The 16,089-nt window shown below is 72.7% G+C and carries 15 protein-coding genes and 1 pseudogene; 6 read left to right on the plus strand and 10 right to left on the minus strand.

The window, feature by feature from the left end; genetic code table 11:
* Positions 1–108: 108 nt before the first annotated feature.
* Both ACQP17_RS00285 and ACQP17_RS00290 read right to left on the minus strand, forming a co-directional pair.
* Complete coding sequence (locus ACQP17_RS00285) at positions 109–1,314, minus strand: PP2C family protein-serine/threonine phosphatase (protein WP_433854325.1); 1,206 nt, start codon at positions 1,312–1,314, stop codon at positions 109–111.
* Positions 1,311–2,975, minus strand: a complete 1,665-nt coding sequence (locus tag ACQP17_RS00290; RefSeq protein ID WP_433854326.1) for a sensor histidine kinase — start codon at positions 2,973–2,975, stop codon at positions 1,311–1,313. Before ACQP17_RS00290 ends, ACQP17_RS00285 begins: the two co-directional genes overlap by 4 nt.
* Before the next feature lie 124 nt (positions 2,976–3,099).
* Between ACQP17_RS00290 and ACQP17_RS00295 the strand changes: the two genes are divergently transcribed.
* A complete protein-coding gene (locus ACQP17_RS00295) occupies positions 3,100–3,933 on the plus strand; it encodes a response regulator (protein ID WP_433854327.1) in 834 nt (277 codons plus the stop codon).
* Positions 3,934–3,992: 59 nt separating this feature from the next.
* On the opposite strand, the gene ACQP17_RS00300 is transcribed toward ACQP17_RS00295, so the two are convergent.
* From ACQP17_RS00300 to ACQP17_RS00315, 4 genes are all read right to left on the minus strand, one after another.
* Entirely contained in the window at positions 3,993–4,286 is a 294-nt protein-coding gene (locus ACQP17_RS00300) for a hypothetical protein (protein ID WP_364878572.1), read from the minus strand.
* Between the two features lie 459 nt (positions 4,287–4,745).
* Complete coding sequence (sufU, locus tag ACQP17_RS00305) at positions 4,746–5,183, minus strand: Fe-S cluster assembly sulfur transfer protein SufU (RefSeq protein WP_433854328.1); 438 nt, start codon at positions 5,181–5,183, stop codon at positions 4,746–4,748.
* Entirely contained in the window at positions 5,174–6,484 is a 1,311-nt protein-coding gene (locus ACQP17_RS00310) for a cysteine desulfurase (protein ID WP_433854329.1), read from the minus strand. Before ACQP17_RS00310 ends, sufU begins: the two co-directional genes overlap by 10 nt.
* 5 nt (positions 6,485–6,489) lie before the next feature.
* Positions 6,490–7,221 (minus strand): hypothetical protein, encoded by a 732-nt coding sequence (locus ACQP17_RS00315; protein WP_433854330.1) that lies wholly within the window; start codon positions 7,219–7,221, stop codon positions 6,490–6,492.
* A gap of 360 nt (positions 7,222–7,581) precedes the next feature.
* Here ACQP17_RS00315 and ACQP17_RS00320 point away from each other — a divergent pair, with 360 nt between their 5' ends.
* A complete protein-coding gene (locus ACQP17_RS00320; protein ID WP_433854331.1) occupies positions 7,582–8,181 on the plus strand; it encodes an HD domain-containing protein in 600 nt (199 codons plus the stop codon).
* A 394-nt stretch (positions 8,182–8,575) separates the two neighbouring features.
* Positions 8,576–9,084: pseudogene (locus ACQP17_RS00325) on the plus strand (chloramphenicol phosphotransferase CPT family protein).
* Positions 9,085–9,131: 47 nt separating this feature from the next.
* On the opposite strand, the gene ACQP17_RS00330 reads toward ACQP17_RS00325, so the two are convergent.
* The gene (locus ACQP17_RS00330) at positions 9,132–9,497 is read right to left on the minus strand and encodes a hypothetical protein (RefSeq protein WP_364878588.1); all 366 of its coding nucleotides are present in this window, start codon (positions 9,495–9,497) and stop codon (positions 9,132–9,134) included.
* A gap of 314 nt (positions 9,498–9,811) precedes the next feature.
* Between ACQP17_RS00330 and ACQP17_RS00335 the strand changes: the two genes are divergently transcribed.
* Entirely contained in the window at positions 9,812–10,114 is a 303-nt protein-coding gene (locus ACQP17_RS00335) for a hypothetical protein (RefSeq protein WP_433854332.1), read from the plus strand.
* 135 nt (positions 10,115–10,249) lie between these two features.
* Here ACQP17_RS00335 and ACQP17_RS00340 read toward each other — a convergent pair whose 3' ends face one another.
* Both ACQP17_RS00340 and ACQP17_RS00345 read right to left on the minus strand, forming a co-directional pair.
* Complete coding sequence (locus ACQP17_RS00340) at positions 10,250–10,873, minus strand: sigma-70 family RNA polymerase sigma factor (protein ID WP_433854333.1); 624 nt, start codon at positions 10,871–10,873, stop codon at positions 10,250–10,252.
* A 344-nt stretch (positions 10,874–11,217) separates the two neighbouring features.
* On the minus strand, positions 11,218–11,952 hold the full coding sequence (locus tag ACQP17_RS00345) for a hypothetical protein (protein ID WP_433854334.1): 735 nt from the start codon (positions 11,950–11,952) through the stop codon (positions 11,218–11,220).
* A 411-nt stretch (positions 11,953–12,363) separates the two neighbouring features.
* Here ACQP17_RS00345 and ACQP17_RS00350 point away from each other — a divergent pair, with 411 nt between their 5' ends.
* Both ACQP17_RS00350 and ACQP17_RS00355 read left to right on the plus strand, forming a co-directional pair.
* On the plus strand, positions 12,364–13,551 hold the full coding sequence (locus tag ACQP17_RS00350) for an MFS transporter (RefSeq protein ID WP_433854335.1): 1,188 nt from the start codon (positions 12,364–12,366) through the stop codon (positions 13,549–13,551).
* A complete protein-coding gene (locus ACQP17_RS00355) occupies positions 13,551–14,654 on the plus strand; it encodes a sugar ABC transporter permease (protein ID WP_433854336.1) in 1,104 nt (367 codons plus the stop codon). The genes ACQP17_RS00350 and ACQP17_RS00355 overlap by 1 nt, the downstream gene beginning before the upstream one ends.
* On the opposite strand, the gene ACQP17_RS00360 is transcribed toward ACQP17_RS00355, so the two are convergent.
* Positions 14,623–15,894 (minus strand): acyl-CoA dehydrogenase family protein, encoded by a 1,272-nt coding sequence (locus ACQP17_RS00360; protein ID WP_433854337.1) that lies wholly within the window; start codon positions 15,892–15,894, stop codon positions 14,623–14,625. The two genes, ACQP17_RS00355 and ACQP17_RS00360, sit on opposite strands and share 32 nt — an antisense overlap.
* Positions 15,895–16,089: the final 195 nt, after the last annotated feature.

Genomic DNA, 16,089 nt, shown 5'->3' on the forward strand with positions numbered 1-16,089 from the left:
GCGGGGTGCGGCGCCGCCCACGGCCGCGGGGCGCCGCCCCCCCCCGCAGCCGTGGCGGCTCCTACGGCCGGGGCGTCGCGCCGCCCGCGCGGGTCGCCCCGCCGCCGGTCAGCGGTTCCAGCTGAGCACGAGGACGGCCAGGTCGTCGGTGTGCCGGCCGGCGTCGAGGGAGCGGGCGGTGCCGGTGAGGTGGTCGATCAGGTCCGGTGGCGGCAGATGCCGGCCGGCCTCGATGATCCGGAGCAGGCCATCGGTGCCCAGGCGGTGGCGGCCGCTGCCGATGGTGTGGCCCTCGACCAGCCCGTCGGTGTGCATGAGCAGGGTGGCGCGCGGGGGCAGGGTGCAGTGGGTGGGGTGCCAGGAGTCGTGGCCGGGGAGCATGCCCAGGGCGATGCCGTGGCGGGCCTCGACGGGACGGGCGGCTCCGGTGGGTGGGATCAGCAGCGGTTCGTCGTGGCCGGCGAGGGTCACCGTGGCGCGGTGATGTGGGGGGTCGAGGGTGAGGATCGCGCAGGTCGCGAACATCTCCGGGGTGCTGCGCTCGGCGACCAGCACCTGCTCCATGATCCCCAGCAGCTCGGTGTCGCGGTGTCCGCCGAGGATGAGGGAGCGCCAGGTGATGCGCAGGCAGACGCCGAGCGCGGCGGCGTCCGGGCCGTGTCCGCTGACGTCCCCTATGACGGCGTGCAGCAGTCCGTCCGGGGTCTGGACGATGTCCAGGAAGTCGCCGCCGAGCAGGGCGTTCTTGCGGCCGGGCAGGTAGCAGGTGCTGGTGAGCACGTCGGTGGAGCGCAACAGCGGGGCGGGCAGCAGGCCGCGTTCCAGGCGGGCGTTCTCCTGGGCGCGCAGTTCGTTCTCCCGCAGCCGCGCGGTGGCGCGTTCGGTGTTCTTGCGGTGCAGGGCGTAGCGGATGGCGCGTTCGAGGAGTTCGGGGGTGACGCGGCCCTTGGGCAGGTAGTCCTGGGCGCCCGCGGCGACGGCTTCGATACCGGCGCGGGTCTCGTCGAGGCCGGTGAGGACGATGACGGCCGCGTCGGGGCACAGGCTCTGCATGCTCTGGACGGCGGCGGTTCCCGAGGCGTCCGGGAGGTGGAGGTCGAGCAGGACGCAGTCCGGGGTGCGGCCGGCCAGGTAGCCGCGTGCCTCGCCGAAGGTCTGCACCCAGGTGAGACTGACGGTCAGTGCGGTGTCCTGGAGGTACTCCTCCACCAGCAGGGCGTCGCCGGCGTCGTCCTCGACCAGGAGGACGACGCCGGCGCCGTCCGCGTTCTGCGTCGGGATGGCGGGGAGCGGCGCGGCGGCGGGTGTGGTCATGGCGCGGTCACTTCCCTCTGGAGGGTGGGCTCGGTGGTTTCCGGGGCCGGGATCACGGGGGCGTGCTCGGCCAGGGTGAAGGTGATGCGGGTACCGGGAGTGTGGTCGTGGTCGACGGCGATGGTGCCGCCGTGGTACTCGACGACCTTCTTGCACAGGGCCAGGCCGATGCCGGTGCCCGGGTAGGTCTCCCGGGTGTGGAGGCGCTGGAAGATGACGAAGATCTTGTCGCTGTAGGCGGGGTCGATGCCGATGCCGTTGTCGTCGACCGCGAAGTGCCAGGAGCCGTCCGAGCGGCGGGCCGAGAGGTGGATGGCGGGGGGCCGGTCGGGTGAGCGGAACTTGAGGGCGTTGCTCAGGAGGTTCTGCAGCAGCATCCCGAGCTGCGTGGTGTCGCCGGGGACCGTGGGCAGCGGGTCGTGGGTGACGGTGGCGGCCGACTCCTCGATGGCGATGCTCAGGGACTCGTGTACCTGGCCGAAGAGCTGCTCCAGGTCGACGTCGGTGTGCTCGGCGTGCACCCGTCCGACCCGGGAGAAGGCGAGCAGGTCGTTGATGAGTGCCTGCATGCGGTTGGCGCCGTCCACCGCGAAGGCGATGTACTGCTGGGCCCGGTCGTCGAGTTGGGTCGCGTTGCGGCGCTGGAGCAGTTGGCAGAAGCTGGCCACCTTGCGCAGCGGTTCCTGGAGGTCATGCGAGGCGACGTAGGCGAACTGTTCCAGTTCGCTGTTGGAGCGCTGCAACTCGGTTGCCTGGGCGTCCAGTTGTGCCCGGGCCTCGTCGCTGAAGGCCAGCTCGTCGACGAGGCGCCGGCGCATGCCCTCGATGTCGGAGGCGAGGGCGCGCAGGTCGGCCGGTCCGCTGCCCTGCACCGGCCTGCGGAAGTCGCCGCGGGCCGCGGCACGGACGTCGGCGGACAGCTTGCCGAGCGGTGCGGTCACACCGCGCCGCAGGCCGAGCACGGCGAGCACCAGCATCACGAACACCACGGCGGCGAGGCCCGTGAAGATCCAGTTCTGGAGCACCGCCACATCGTGCAGTTCGGCCCGTGCCTGGGCGCGTTCGTGCTCCAGATGACGCTGCTGGGTCCCGAGCGCGGCGCGGACGGCGTCGAAGCTTTGCAGCCCGGCCCCCGCGTCCCGGAGAGCGAGGCGGACGGGGCCGCCGCTCGGGGCGGCGGCGACGGGCCGGGCGAACTCCCGCTGCCAGACCTCGGTGCGGTCCAGGACGCGCGCGAGGTCCTGCGCGGCCGGCCCGTCGTGCCCGAGGAGGGTGCGCAGGCGGCCGGTGGTGGCCTGCTGCTGGGTGAGCCCGTCGTGGTACGGGTCCAGGAACTGCCGCCGGCCGGTGAGCCCGTAGCCGCGGATGCCGGTCTCCTGGTTGACCAGCGCGTTCTCCAGGCCGGCCGCGGCGATCAGGGCCGGGCTGGAGCGGTCGACGAGTCGGCCGGTGGCGTCCGTGGCACGCGCGTGGACCCAGGCGCCTCCGCCGCCGAGGAGCACCAGCGCCACCATCACCACGGCCACGCTGACGTTCAGCGCACGGCGGGTGGTCCACCGCGAGCCCGCGCGGGCCGGCCGCCGCGGCGGACCGGCGGCGGCCGCGTGGCCGGGCTCGTCGGTCTGCCCGGGGCCTTCACCGTGCGGGAGTTGCTGACTCATCACGCCTGCTCTCTGCGCTCCCGCCCCGAATGAGGCGAAGATGTGTGGGCACAAGCAGCCATAGAGTACAGAGCGTCGACAACAAAGGTTGTCGAGATGGCAAGAGCCGCCGTAGGGTCGCGCCATGGACCGCGAGCAGCTCCCCGTCCCCGCTGAACACGAACGGATGACAGAGCTCGCCGAACGGGCGGTGCATCAGCTCGCGGACGAGCTCGCCCGGCACGGCCTCCACCCCGCTCCCGGGGCGGAGCACGACGACGCAACCGCGGAGCCCGGACCGTCGGCGGACGGCAATCCGGCCCTGGCCCGGCTGCACGCCCTCGCCTGCCTGGACCGTGCCGTCGGCCGCTGCGCCCGGCAACTGGCGCAGGAGGCCGCCGAGAACGGCGCCAACTACCCCCAGCTGGGGCAGGCGTGGGGCATCAGCCGCCAGGGCGCCCGGCGCCGCTGGCCCGGTCTGGTCTTCACCTCCCGCCCCGCTTCACGCCCTCTTCCCACCCCCGATCACGGGAGCTCCACCATGAACGCGTTGACGTCCGACCGCCCCTACAGCGTCCTGCTCGTGGAGGACGACCCCGCCGACGCCATGCTCATCGAGGACGCGCTGGTCGAACGCGGCATGGCCCGTTCCCTCAACCAGGCCGTGGACGGGGTGGCCGCGCTGGAGTACCTGCGGGATCCGGCCAATGAACGCCCCGACCTGATCGTGCTCGACCTCAACATGCCGCGCATGAACGGCCGGGAACTCCTCGCCGTGCTCAAGGACGACACCGACCTGGGCAGCATCCCCGTCGTCGTGCTGACGACCTCGGCGGCTCCCGACGACATCAACGATGCCTATCGGCAGCACGCCAACGCCTATGTGACCAAGCCCGTCAACCTCGACGACTTCGTCCGCGCCGTGCACAGCATCGATGCCTTTTTCCTCGACACCGCCGCGAAGATCACCCGGCCCTGACGCCCGGGAGGGCCCCCTGGCATCCCGCCGACGGGCCCTCCCCTGCTCCCCGTAGGGGCTCAGGCGCGGCGGACCCGGGCGGCGAGAAAGTGCCCGATGAGGACGTAGACGACGGCCGGCAGCCCGAAGTTCAGTACGGTCCGCAGCCAGGCCGTGTCCATGGTGAACAGGTCGTGGGACCATCCGGCCAGCCAGAGGGACGCGTCGTGCACCGCGCTGACCAGGTCGTTGGCGCGATTGGCGCCGAGCAGCGCGAAGAGGATCCACAGCCCCAGAATCACCGCGGTGCAGTCCGCGATGACCACGATCACCTTCGCGGCCCCGTTGCTTCTGTCATGTATGCGTCTGGACATGCCCCACAGGTTGCCGCTTTCGGCCGGTCGAAACCCGTCCCCTCCCCCGGCGGCGTCCGGGCGATGTCCCCCCAGGGGCTCGTCCGGGTACCTCTCAGGTCGCACACCGGGTCGCATACCGGGTCGCTCGGCGGGCGCGCGCCACTTCGCGGCCTTCACCGCGATCGCGTTCATCGGCGCGACGGTCCTGGTCAACCGGCGCGACGCCTGAGCGCCCCGGCCGGTGCGCCCGCCGCACGGCCGGCCCGCGCCGGAACACACGAAGGGGCCGGGGGCCGTCACGGACGTGACGGCCCCCGGCCCTCCGGCAGACCGGCCGCAACCGGCCGGCACCGCACTTAACCGAAGAACTCAAGGAAACAAGGGCATCCCCAGCGGCCCGGTCGGCGCACCCGCGGCCGGACGAGCGGGGTCAGGGCGTCGTCGACGCGGCATCACCTCCCGGTGCGGTCCGTCGTGTCACGCCAGCGCCTGTCGCAGGGCGTTCCAGCAAAGCAGTGCGCATTTGATCCGCGCCGGGTGCCGGGCGACGTCGCGGAACGCCGCGGCGTCCCCCAGATGGGACGGCCAGGCTCCGGACTCCGGCACCGGCGCCCGCAGCAGCGTGACGATCTCCGTGTGCAGCTCCTCGGCCTCACCGGCGGTACGGCCGAGGACCAGGTCGGTCATCACCGAAACGGACGCCTGGCTGATCGAGCAGCCCTGCACCTGGTACGAGAGGTCCGCGAGGGTCGCCCGCGCCCCTTCTCCTTCCCGGCGTACGCGCAGGGTCAGTTCGTCCCCGCAGGTGGGATTGAACCGGTGGATCTCGGCGTCGTACGGCTCCCGGAGGCCGCTGTGGTGCGGGGCCCGGTAGTGGGCAAGGATGATCTCCTGGTGTTCTGCCGTCAGGCGCACGCCGCGCTCCCCCCGTCCCGCTCCGGTCCCGGCGCCGTGGCACCGAACATCGCCTGTGCCTCCCGGATCCCCGCGGCCAGCGGCTCGATGTCCGCGAGCGTGTTGTAGAGGTAGAAGCTGGCGCGCACGCTGGCCGGCACGCCCAGCCGCCGGTGGAGGGGCCAGGCACAGTGGTGCCCGACCCGGACCGCCACACCGTGGGCGTCCAGGACCTGGCTGACATCGTGCGGATGCACCCCGTCGACGACGAAGGACACGGCACTGCCACGATCGTCGCCGGTGGTCGGGCCGAGGATCCGTACCCCGTCGATCGCGGACAGGGTGCCGAGCGCCGCCTCGGTCAGCAGCCGCTCGTGCGCGGTGATGCGCGGCATGCCGACGGAAGTCAGATAGCGCACGGCCGCGGCCAGTCCGACCGCTTGGGAGACCATGGGCACGCCGGCCTCGAACCGCTGGGGCGGCGGGGCGAAGGTCGACTCCGTCATCCTGACGACCTCGATCATCGAACCGCCGGTGAGGAAGGGCGGCATGACCTCCAGGAGTGCGCGCCGTCCGTAGAGGACGCCCACGCCGGAGGGGCCGAGCATCTTGTGGCCGCTGAAGACCGCGAAGTCCACTCCGCAGGCGTGGAAGTCGACCGCGGCGTGCGGCACGGACTGGCAGGCGTCCAGCAGGGTGAGCGCGCCGACCTCGGCCGCTCGGTCCACGATCTGCCGGACCGGGTTGACGGTGCCGAGCACGTTGGACTGATGGGCGAAGGCCACCAGCCGGGCGCGCGGCGTGATCACCTCGTCCAGCCGCGAGAGATCGAGCCGCCCTTCGTCGGTCACCCCGAGCCAGCGCAGAGTGGCGCCGGTGCGCCGGCACAGCTCCTGCCAGGGCACGAGGTTGGCGTGGTGCTCCATCTCGGTGACCACGATCTCGTCGCCGGGGCCGAGGCGGAAACGCGCGGCCGCGCCCCCGGAGGTGGCGGCGTTGCTCAGGGCGTAGGCGACGAGGTTGACGCCTTCGGTGGCGTTCTTGGTGAAGACCACCTCTCCGGGGTGGACGCCGATGAAGGCCGCGAGCTGCTCACGGGCCTGTTCGTAGGCCTCGGTGGCCTCTTCGGCCAGCTGGTGCGCTCCCCGGTGCACCGCGGCGTTCGAGGTCTCGGCGAAGGCCCGTTCCGCGTCGAGGACCTGCACGGGCTTCTGGGACGTCGCACCGGAATCCAGATAGACGAGCCGCTGTCCGCCGCCGACCGTGCGGCGCAGGATCGGGAAGTCGGCGCGGAAATGTACGGGGTCGAGGGCGTGGGTCATGGCGGTCACCGCGGGGCGCCGGTGGCGGGGTCGGGGGTGACGGCGCCGGGCGCGAGGTCGGTGAGCACCTTGTGGGTGGTCTGCAGGCACAGTCCGCGGGCGCAGACGGTCACCGAGTCGCTGTCCGCCTCGTCCGCGCGGTCGAGGAACTTGGGGTTGAAGCTCTCGATGCGCTTGGTGCGGACGCCCTCGGCGTAGTCCTCGGGTGAGGTCCAGCAGAGGTCCTTGTACGACGCAGTGTGTTCCGGGATGACCGCGGGATCGTCGAGTTCGAGGATCGCGCCGAACATCAACAGGGGTTCGAAGAGCGGCTCGGGGTTCTCGGGGTCGTCGGTGGGCCGGTCGGCGACATAGCTGAAGCCGGCCCCCACCATGGAGAACCGGCAGCTGCCCAGGGGCTTTTCGCGGGAGGCGGCCTCCATGGCGGACTCGCCGCCGAGCTTGCGGGCGAGCAGGTCTCCCGCCAAAAACGGGAGCGCGGAGGACGGGTCGGGTATCACGCCGCGTGCCGCGGTCTCGGGTAACCGGAGCACGGTCCGCAGGTCGTCGGCGCGCAGTTCCGTCAGATGGACGGGCACCGTCTCGGCGGCCGACGCGGTGAGGTCCTCTGCGTAACATCGCGCGAATTCCAGGGGCAGCATGCTGGTGGGCGTGCTGATGACATTCGGGTGGGTCGGGTTACTGTCGGCGCGACGCGTACCTGTCAATACGCTGCGGCCCTTCTTCGTGTGCGTCATAACCGTCATCTGAAACACCGGCTGCCACAGCGTTCCCGGCGCCAGGCATTCCGCCAGGGTCGCCGGACCGCGTGAACGAAAACCAGTCAACTTTCCGTCGAGTTCGGACTCCGCATAGAACTTCGCCATGGGCTTTCCTCTTGTTGACGGGGTGTTGCGTGCAGAAGGAATCTAGGACCGGGCCGGAGCGCCGGTCAACGCTCGCTTTGAGACAGCCGCGGCAGGTCAGACGCGCCTCGCAGGCACACGGCCGAGCCGCCCACTGGCCTGAACCAACGGGCCCCGGCACCACCGGTGTTACGTTCCGCAGAGGCTCCCCCTGGCGCAACGGCGGAAACAACAAGAGAACGGACATACGGCATGGAAAACAACCTTCGCGAAGTATTCGACTTCATTTCTTTCACCGCCCGACTACGAGACGTTGAACGGCACAACAATGCCACGCCCAATCGAAAGGAGAGCGTGGCCGAACACTCCTGGCATCTGGCGCTCATCAGCTGGATCCTGCATCGCGAGTTCGAGCGGGAGAGCGGCCGGAAGCTCGACCTGGAAAAGATGCTCAAGATGTGCCTGATGCACGACCTCGTGGAAATCGAGGCGGGCGACCCCTCGGCCTGGAGTGCCCGGAACGGCGACGAGAAGGCCCGCATCGAGGAGGAGGTCGCCCAGCGCCGCTTCGCCTCCCTGCCCGACGGCCTCGGCACCGAGTTCCTGAGCCTCTGGCACGAGCACGAGGAGGCTGCCACCCCCGAAGCCCGCCTCGTCCGTGGCGTGGACCGCCTCAACCCGGCCCTCATGCGCCTGCTGACCGGCCAGGGGTGGCAGGACGTGGGCGCGGACGCGGCCGCCCTCGACCGCCTGCAACTGCCGCGCGTCCAGGTGAGCGACACCCTCACCGCCCTCTACGAGGAGGTCCGGGACGCAGCGGTGGCCCGGGACCTGCTCGCCCCCGCACCCTGATACCGACGCCCCACCCCGCCCGGCAGGGGGCGGGGCAATTGCAGACGGGCCGGCCCGGCGCTTTCCAGGGACCGGTGCCGGCAAAGCAACCGGTCCCACGCCGACCGGCTCCGCCTCGCGACGGCACGGAAGACCACCCACCGATGGTCCGCCCCGCAATGGCATCAGCACGGAGAAACGCACTGGGATCACGCCGACGCCATGGTCTCCTTGAGCCGGTCGATCTGCACATCGGAGTTCACCTGATCAGGAGCCCGTACACCATGCGAGAGCAGTCACGACGCCAAGCCCCGCGGCCGAGTTCGGGCCCGCTGCCGGTACGGAGATACCCGGTCAGCCGGTCGGCGGCCGCATCATCTTCCTGAACGGCACATCGAGTTCCGGTAAGTCCAGCATTGCGAAGGAACTACTCCGCCTCCTCGGTGAGACGTACTTCCACATGCCCGTCGATGCCTTCCACGCCATGCGGTCCGGCCCGGAGCTTCCCCCGACGAAATCGCCGCCATGCTCAGACGCACATGGAGCGGATATCACCGTGCGGTGGCCGGAATGGCCGAGGCGGGCAACAACGTCATCGTGGACCACCTGTTCAGCGAACCGTGGCGCCTTCACGACTGCCTCGCTCTGTTCCGCCCCGAGGATGTCGTCCTCGTCGGCGTCCGCTGTCCGTTGGCGGAGCTGGAACGACGGGAGCGAGCCCGCGGGGACCGTCCGCCGGGGCTCGCCGCCCGTCAGTTCCACCGTGTGCATGCGCACGGCGTCTACGACATCGAGTGCGACACCGGGAGTACCAGCGCGCTCGACTGCGCTCGGCAGATCACGGAGTTTCTCGGCCGGCGGCAGTCCCCCACCGCGTTCGCGCAGATGAAGGCGAGGCTTTCCGTGCTGCCCGCGGAGGGGTGAGGGGAGGGCGGTTCGGCACCGGCCGGGGGCATCCCGGCCGGTGCCGGCTAGAGCAGCCCGGCGATGCTGGGCGGGGCGAAGACGTGCCGGGCGCGGTGTTCCAGCACGAGGACGACGGGCATCTCCCGCGTCATGTCGGACTTGCACCTGTCGCAGCCCTGGTCCATCGCGGGGACCTCCGCGGTGTGCTGGGTGGCGATATGGCGGGCGAGGTGAATCTGCGAGGAAACCACGGTGTCGAAGGGGTCACAGTCCACCCCCGGTTCGCTCTCCGCCCGGGCGGCGTCCACCACTTCGGGAGCCTGTTTCATCGCCTTGTAGAGATCGGTGCACTCCTGGCAACTCCACATCCAAGGCGGAGGTAGTGGCCACTTCTCAGCGTGATCCGCGGGGTCCGAGTCCCTGGCATCCATGCGCAGCAGCGTAGCCACATCCGGGCAGCGCCGACAGCGGACCGGTCGAATCCCTCACGGCGTTCGCGTTCTTGTGACTGTCATTCCCGGCGGGGGGTCCGTGGGAGGGTGCGCGGGACGCTTGTGTGCGTGTGGGCAAGGCCAGTTGGCCCGGCGGTATGTTCCGCCGGGCCACTGGTCTTGTACGTCCTCGGAGCGGTCCGGGCGTCGTCTTACAATCCCTGTGAGGCGAGCCTGCCGCGTCTCCGGGAGGCTGCTCGGCTCCTCATCGGCTCACCCCCACGCCCCACCCCCTCGAAGGAACACACCCCACCGTGAAGAAGAGTGCGATAGCCGCCGGATCCCTCCTCGGCGTCCTCGTCATCGCCGGCGCCTATCAAGGGTTCGCCGTGGCCAGTGACCCGCTGACGCTCGCCGAGTACCGGAAGATCAGAGCAGGCAGCACCGAGAAGCTCCTCCGCACCTACGCCAGCACCTGCCAGCAGGACGGCGAAACCGAACCCGGCGGCCGCTACCCCGTGACCTGGACGTGCTACGGCGCCGACGGGAGCAGCAACGCGGTGTTCTTCTACTCCGAGGGAGTCCTGTTCAGCAAGGCGGAGACCGGGCTCACCTAGGGGATGTCGTAGGTGCCGCCGGGAGTGCCTCGACATCGAGGCACTCCCGGACCGTCACTCCCATGCGCGCTCCGCGATCCCTCGCCGAGTCGTCGTCGAGTCGTCGTCGAGCGGCATGGCCGAGTGGGTTCCCTGTTACTGCGCCATCGCCGGGCGAGGGCCCTGGGCACACGTTTCGGCGGACCTGAGCCATCCGGCGAGGTCCGCGCGGGCGCGGGAGACACGGGAGCGGACGGTGCCGACCGGGCAGCCGACGACGGCCGCGGCGTCGGCGTAGGGCAGGCCGACCAGTTGGGTGAGGACGAAGGCCTCCCGGCGTTCGCGGTCGAGGGTGTCGAGGAGTTCGCCGAGGGCCAGGCCGTCGTCGAAGCCGGGCAGGCCGCTCGGCTGGCGGTGTTCCGCCACCGCCTGCCAGTCGTTGACGTCGGCGATGCGGGGGCGGGCCGCGGCGGAGCGGTAGCGGTCGATCACCACCCGGCGGGCGATGGACAACAGCCAGGTCCGCGCGCAGGAACGGCCGGCGAACTTCGGCAGGCCGGTGAGGGCACGCAGAAAGGTCTCCTGCGCCAGGTCGTCGGCCGCGTGGGTGTCCCCGCTCAGGTGGGCCACGAACCGCCATATGTCCCGGTGGGTGGCGCGGACGAAGCGTTCGACGGCGTCGGGGTTGCCGTTCCTGGCGGCCAGGGCCAGGCCGGTCACCTGCTCGTCGTGCACGGCGGTCCGCTTGTAGGGGGACGGCCCGGTCGGGGCAGCAATCATGCGAGACATCCTTCGGAGGCTGCGGGACCGCATCAGGGCATGGCGGAGCGGAGCCCTGGGGTCCCTGTCGGTGTGCGGCGCACTCCGGTGGCCCGCGCCGAGGCCGGGGGCGACGGCTGGCGTGCGGGGCGGACGCGGTGGGGTCGCGTCGTACGGGCACGCCGTGGGCGGGTCGGAGGGCCGGCGGGCAGGGGCCGGCATGTCGCGGGCGGGGCAGGCCGGGAAGGCGGCCGTGCGGGTGTGCCGGCGCTTCACACGTCACCGGTCGCCGGGTCAACGCGGCTGTGGAGTCAAGGGGGTTGGGGGTTCCACGGAGCGGCGCGCGGCGGGGTGGTGGCGTGCGGTCAGCAGCAGACCGGGAGCGCGGGTGGGCCTCTGCGGGAGACGACGTGGTGCAGGAGGGTGCCGCTGGGGCCCAGGGCGGGCGCGTCGGTGGTGGCCCGGCGAGCGGGCGGCTTCCGGCCGGTGCGGGCCGGGGTCCACAGGACCAGCAGCAAGGGGGCGAAGAGCGCCGCGGCGAAGCTGCGGGCGAGTTGGAACGCGGCTGCTTCGCCGCGCCAGAGCCACAGCCCGCAGAGGACCGCGGCCAGCGTATGGGCGAGCAGCATGCCGAGGGAGCCGTGGACGGACGGCGTCATGTCCAGGTGCGCCGGGTGGGTCAGGGCCCCGGCCGCCGTGGGGTCGACGTGTCCCGCGCCCGGCACGGTGACCGAGCCGGGCATGGTGACCATGCCGGGCATCGTCGCCCTCCCGGCCGTCTCCGCCATCTCGGTCATCCCGCGCACGGCGTCGAGGCCCTGGGCACCCGGGACGTGGTGGGAGAGGCCGGATTGCGACAGGTCGAAGAGTGCGTGCAGGCCGAGTTGGGCGAGGACCGTGATTCCGGTGAGGAGGGAACCGCCGCGTTCGCGTCCGGTCAGCCACCATCCGACCGGGCCCGTCGCGCCGAACGCGGCGAGCACGGCCCACCACGGCAGCGGTGCCGCGGCCATCAGCGCGTGCCCGAGGGCCGTTGTCGTCACGCAGACGGCCGCGAATGCCGCGGCGCGTACGGCGCGTGGGAACGGCCCGGTTGTCATGGCGGCCATGGTGCCATTCCGGCCTGTTGTCCGGGCAGGGTTGCTCACGTGCGTACAACATCTGTCGCAGCGGCTCGACAGACCGGATCTCCGTCCTGACCTGCGCCGAGGCTCCCTGGGCGGGGTGCGCGTCTGATATCGGCCGGATCTGCTCGCTTCCGGCCGGGGCGTTGCGGCTGGGTCCGGTGTGGTGCGTGTACAAGCCGCGGGTGCGGCAAGGCCGGTCGGTGAACCGGTGAGGGAAGGGGAGTTGGCGGGCCGAGGACGGCGGCGCTCGCCTCGTCGGGGAACTGGCCGCCCGGCCCGTACGACTGACTGGGCCGGGTCCCGTGGTGGGGCCGGAGGGTCGGGAGGCGTGTGGTGCAGGTGCGGCGGAACAGGGAGTGGGCGGACGTCGGGCCGGGAGGAGGCATGACCGAACCGACGGGCGCGGGCCGCGGCCCCAGTTCCGGCCCCGGCCTGACGGTGTTGTTGACGTCCGCGATGGCCTTCTCCATGGTGCAGCTGTTTCTGATCGGCGCGCTCGGGCCGCGGCTGGTCGGCGAGTTGGGCATCTCCCGTACGGTGCTGGGTCTGACCACGACGGCGGGGTTCGGTACGGCGGCGCTGCTGTCGCCGGTGGCGGGGCGTCTGGTGGACCGGGTCGGGCCGCGGCGGTGTCTGGTCGCGCTGTTGCTGCTCGCCGCGGTGTCGCTGGCGCTGATCGGGGCCGCTCCGGGGGCCGTGGTGCTGCTCGCGGCGGTGGCGCTGGGCGGGCTGGCGCAGGCGCTGGCCAATCCGGCGACCAACAAGGTGATCCTGGCGGCTTTTCCGGCCGAACGGCGCGGGGCGGTCACCGGGCTCAAGCAGTCGGGTGTCCAGGTCGGTGCCTTCGTGGCGGGGCTGCCGTTGTCGCTGCTGGCCGCGGGGGTGGGCTGGCGCGGTGCGGTGTGGACGGCGGCCGGTGCGGCGGCGCTGGCCTCGGGGTGGGCGGCGCTCGTCCTGCCGCCGGATCCGCCGCGGGCCGGCGACGGCCCGCGCCCCGCGTCGCTCACCCGTGGCGCGGTCGGGCGGCTGGCGGGGTTCTCGATGCTGCTCGGGTGCGGCATCGCGTCCGTCAACACCTATCTGGCGCTGTTCGGTGCACAGCGGCTGGGCCTGGCGCCGACGGCGGCCGCCGCGTTGGTGGCGGTCCTGGGGGTGGCGGGCATCGTGGGCCGGGTGGGGTGGTCGCGCACCGCGGGACGGCCGGGGCGGGCGGGGGCACTGCCCGGTCTGCTGGCCGCCGGGGCGGTGGGTGCGGCACTGCTGCTGGGGCTTGCGCTGGTGCTGCCGTTGCTGGTGTGGCCGGGCGCGGTCGCGGTCGGGGCGTTCGCGGTGTCGGCGAACGCGGTGTCGATGGTGCTGGTGTTGCAGAGCGCGCCGCCGGGGCGTGCGGGGCAGGACTCGGCGCTGGTGTCGGCGGGGTTCTTCGCCGGGTTCGCGGTCGGTCCGCCGCTGTTCGGTGCGCTGGTGTCGGCGTGTGGGTACGGGCCGGGCTGGCTGCTGGTGGCGGCGGAGTTCGCGGCGGCCGCGGCGGTGGCCGTACCGCTGAGGTCGCGCTGTCAGGGGGAGGCGTGATGGGGGCGGCGGGCGCCGCGCGGGGTGAAGCCGACTGGGCCGGGCGGGCGTTGGCGGCCGTACTGGAGCGGGTGGCCGTGACGGCGCACGAGGTCGGGGCGCGCTTCCCGCTGTACGCGGATCCTCGTTCCGGGGTGTGGAAGACGACGGCGCGGGGTTCGTGGACGGGCGGCTGCTGGGCCGGGCTGTTGTGGTTGCGGGCGCTGTCCTCGGGTGCCCCCAAGGACCGGGCGGCGGCGGCACGCTGTACCGGGCGGCTCGGTCACTGGGCCGAACAGGACACCGCCACCCGCGGGTTGGTGCTCTGGTACGGCACGGCAGCGGCCGCCGGGCCGGGCGGCGACGAGGCGGCGGCCGCGCTGCGGGACCGGGCGGCGCGGGCCTGCCTCGCCGCGTACGAGCCGGAATGGGGCGTGGTGCCGTGGGGTGGCGCGTTCGGGGGGCCGCGACTGCTGGCCCGAGCGGACGGGGTGCCGGGGCTGGTGCCGCTGCTGGCCGGGGCGCCGGGTGGTGGCCGGGAGGCCGCCCACGGGCATCTGACCCGGCATCTGGCGCTGTGTCTGGCCGAGGATCCGCCCCGTCCGGCCTGGCAGGCGCTGCCGGACGGGACCTGGGCGGCATACGCCGAGCCCGCGCCCGGCTGGAGCCGTACGGCGGGGTGGCTGTTGCTGGGGATCGCGGACGGGCTCTCGCACGTCCCGGCGAGCGGGCTGTGGGAGGCGGCCGGGCGGCTGGTGGCGCTGCGTACGGCGCCCGGTGCGGCGCTCGTCCCGCCGGCCCAGGACGGCCCGCCGGGTGCGGGGCCGTCGCCGGGGCCGCCGGACACCTCCGCCGCCGCGATCGAGGCGGTGGCGGCGCTGAAGCTGGCCGCGCTCGCCCGGGCGGCGGACCGCGGGGCCGAGGCCGGGCGGCTGGCGGACCGGGGCCGGCGGATCCTGCACCGGCTGACCGTGGCGCACCTGTCCCCCTCGGGCGCGCTGCGCGACGGCTGCTACGACGCCTCCCGCGCTCTCGCCACGAGCCACGAGCTGGTCTGGGGCGACTTCTTCTTCGCGTGGGGGCTGGCGCTGCTCACCGGGCTGGTGGCGCCGGACACGATGTGACGGCGGGGTCCGCCGGGTGGTCGCGCAGCACCCGGCGGGCCACCGCGGCGATGTGCAGCTCGTCGGGGCCGTCCAGCAGCCGGGCCGTGCGGCCGGTGCGGAAGAGCGCGGGCAGTGCGGTGTCCGGCCCGAGGCCGGCCGCGCCGTGTACCTGAATCGCGGCGTCGGTGACCTGTTGCAGCATCCGGGCCGCGGCGACCTTGGCGAGTCCGGTCTCCAGCCGGGCGGAGCCGCCCGCCGCCAGTTCGGCCACCGCCTCGTGGACCAGCGGCCGGGTGGTGCGGAGGGCCAGCAGGGAGTCGAACACCAGCTGCTGGACGAGTTGGCGGTCGGCCAGCGGGCCGGAGCGCTGGGTGCGGGTGCGGGCCCGGGCGCACATCAGGCCGAAGGCCCGCTCGGCCTGTCCCAGCCAGCGCAGACAGCGCAGGGTGCGGCCCAGGCCCAGTCGCTCCCCGGCGATCCGCAGGGCCTGGCCGCGGGCGCCGATCAGATGGTCCCCCGGGACGGTGACGCCGTCGAGGGCGATCTCCCACTGGCCGCCCGCGCCGAGGACCGGCAGTTCGCGCAGCACCCGGAAGCCGGGCGCGGTGGTGGGCACCAGCAGCAGGGACAGCTCCTCGTCGCCGTCCGTGCCGCCGGTGCGGGCCAGTACGGTGACCAGGTCGGCGTCGCCGGCGCCCGAGATGAACCACTTGCGGCCGTGCAGGGTCCAGGTGCCGTCGGGGCCGGCCTCGGCGCGGGTCGCGGTCTGCGCGGGGTCGGTGCCGGGGGTTTCGGGTTCGGTCATCGCGTAACAGGTGCGCAGGTCACCGGACACGAGGCGCCGCACAAGTCCTTTGCGGACCGGGTCACTTGCGTGGCGGGCGAGCATCAGCACGTCGAGCAGCGGCGCCGAGCCGAGAGCGGCGGGGCCGTGGTCGCTGGCGCCCTCGGCCTCGGCGAGGTGTGCGTAGTGGTCCAACGGCATGCCCTGGCCACCGAATTCGGCGGGGAGCGGCAGCGCCCACAATCCGGCTGCCTTCGCCTCCTGTTGGAGGGTGCGCAGCGCTCTGCGGGCGTCCGGGCCGCCGCCGTCGAGGACCGCCTCGCAGGGCATCACCCGTTCCCTGACGAACCGTTCGACCCGGTCGCGCAGCGGGATCAGCTCGGACGGGCAGTGCGGCGGCCCGGATGCGGCGCGCGGGGGCCGGTCCTCCTGCGCGGGGGCCTTCGTGCGCGTCGTGCCCTGCTCGGAATTCATGGGGTTCACGGCTTTCCTCCGCATTCACCGGGAACTCGGTGAACCGACAGTCCGACTTACTGGCCGTGGAGTTGGTCGGCCCGAGGAGTCGTCCGGTTCCCGCCCGTCCACATCCGTCCGTCCCCGTCCGTTCAGGTCCGTGCGAGACGTGCGGCGCGCTGCCGCCGCCGGAGAGGAATGCCGTGGGACACCCCA

Origin of the sequence: Streptomyces kronopolitis (assembly GCF_050953795.1) — a bacterium.
GTDB classification, from domain to species: domain Bacteria; phylum Actinomycetota; class Actinomycetes; order Streptomycetales; family Streptomycetaceae; genus Streptomyces; species Streptomyces kronopolitis_A.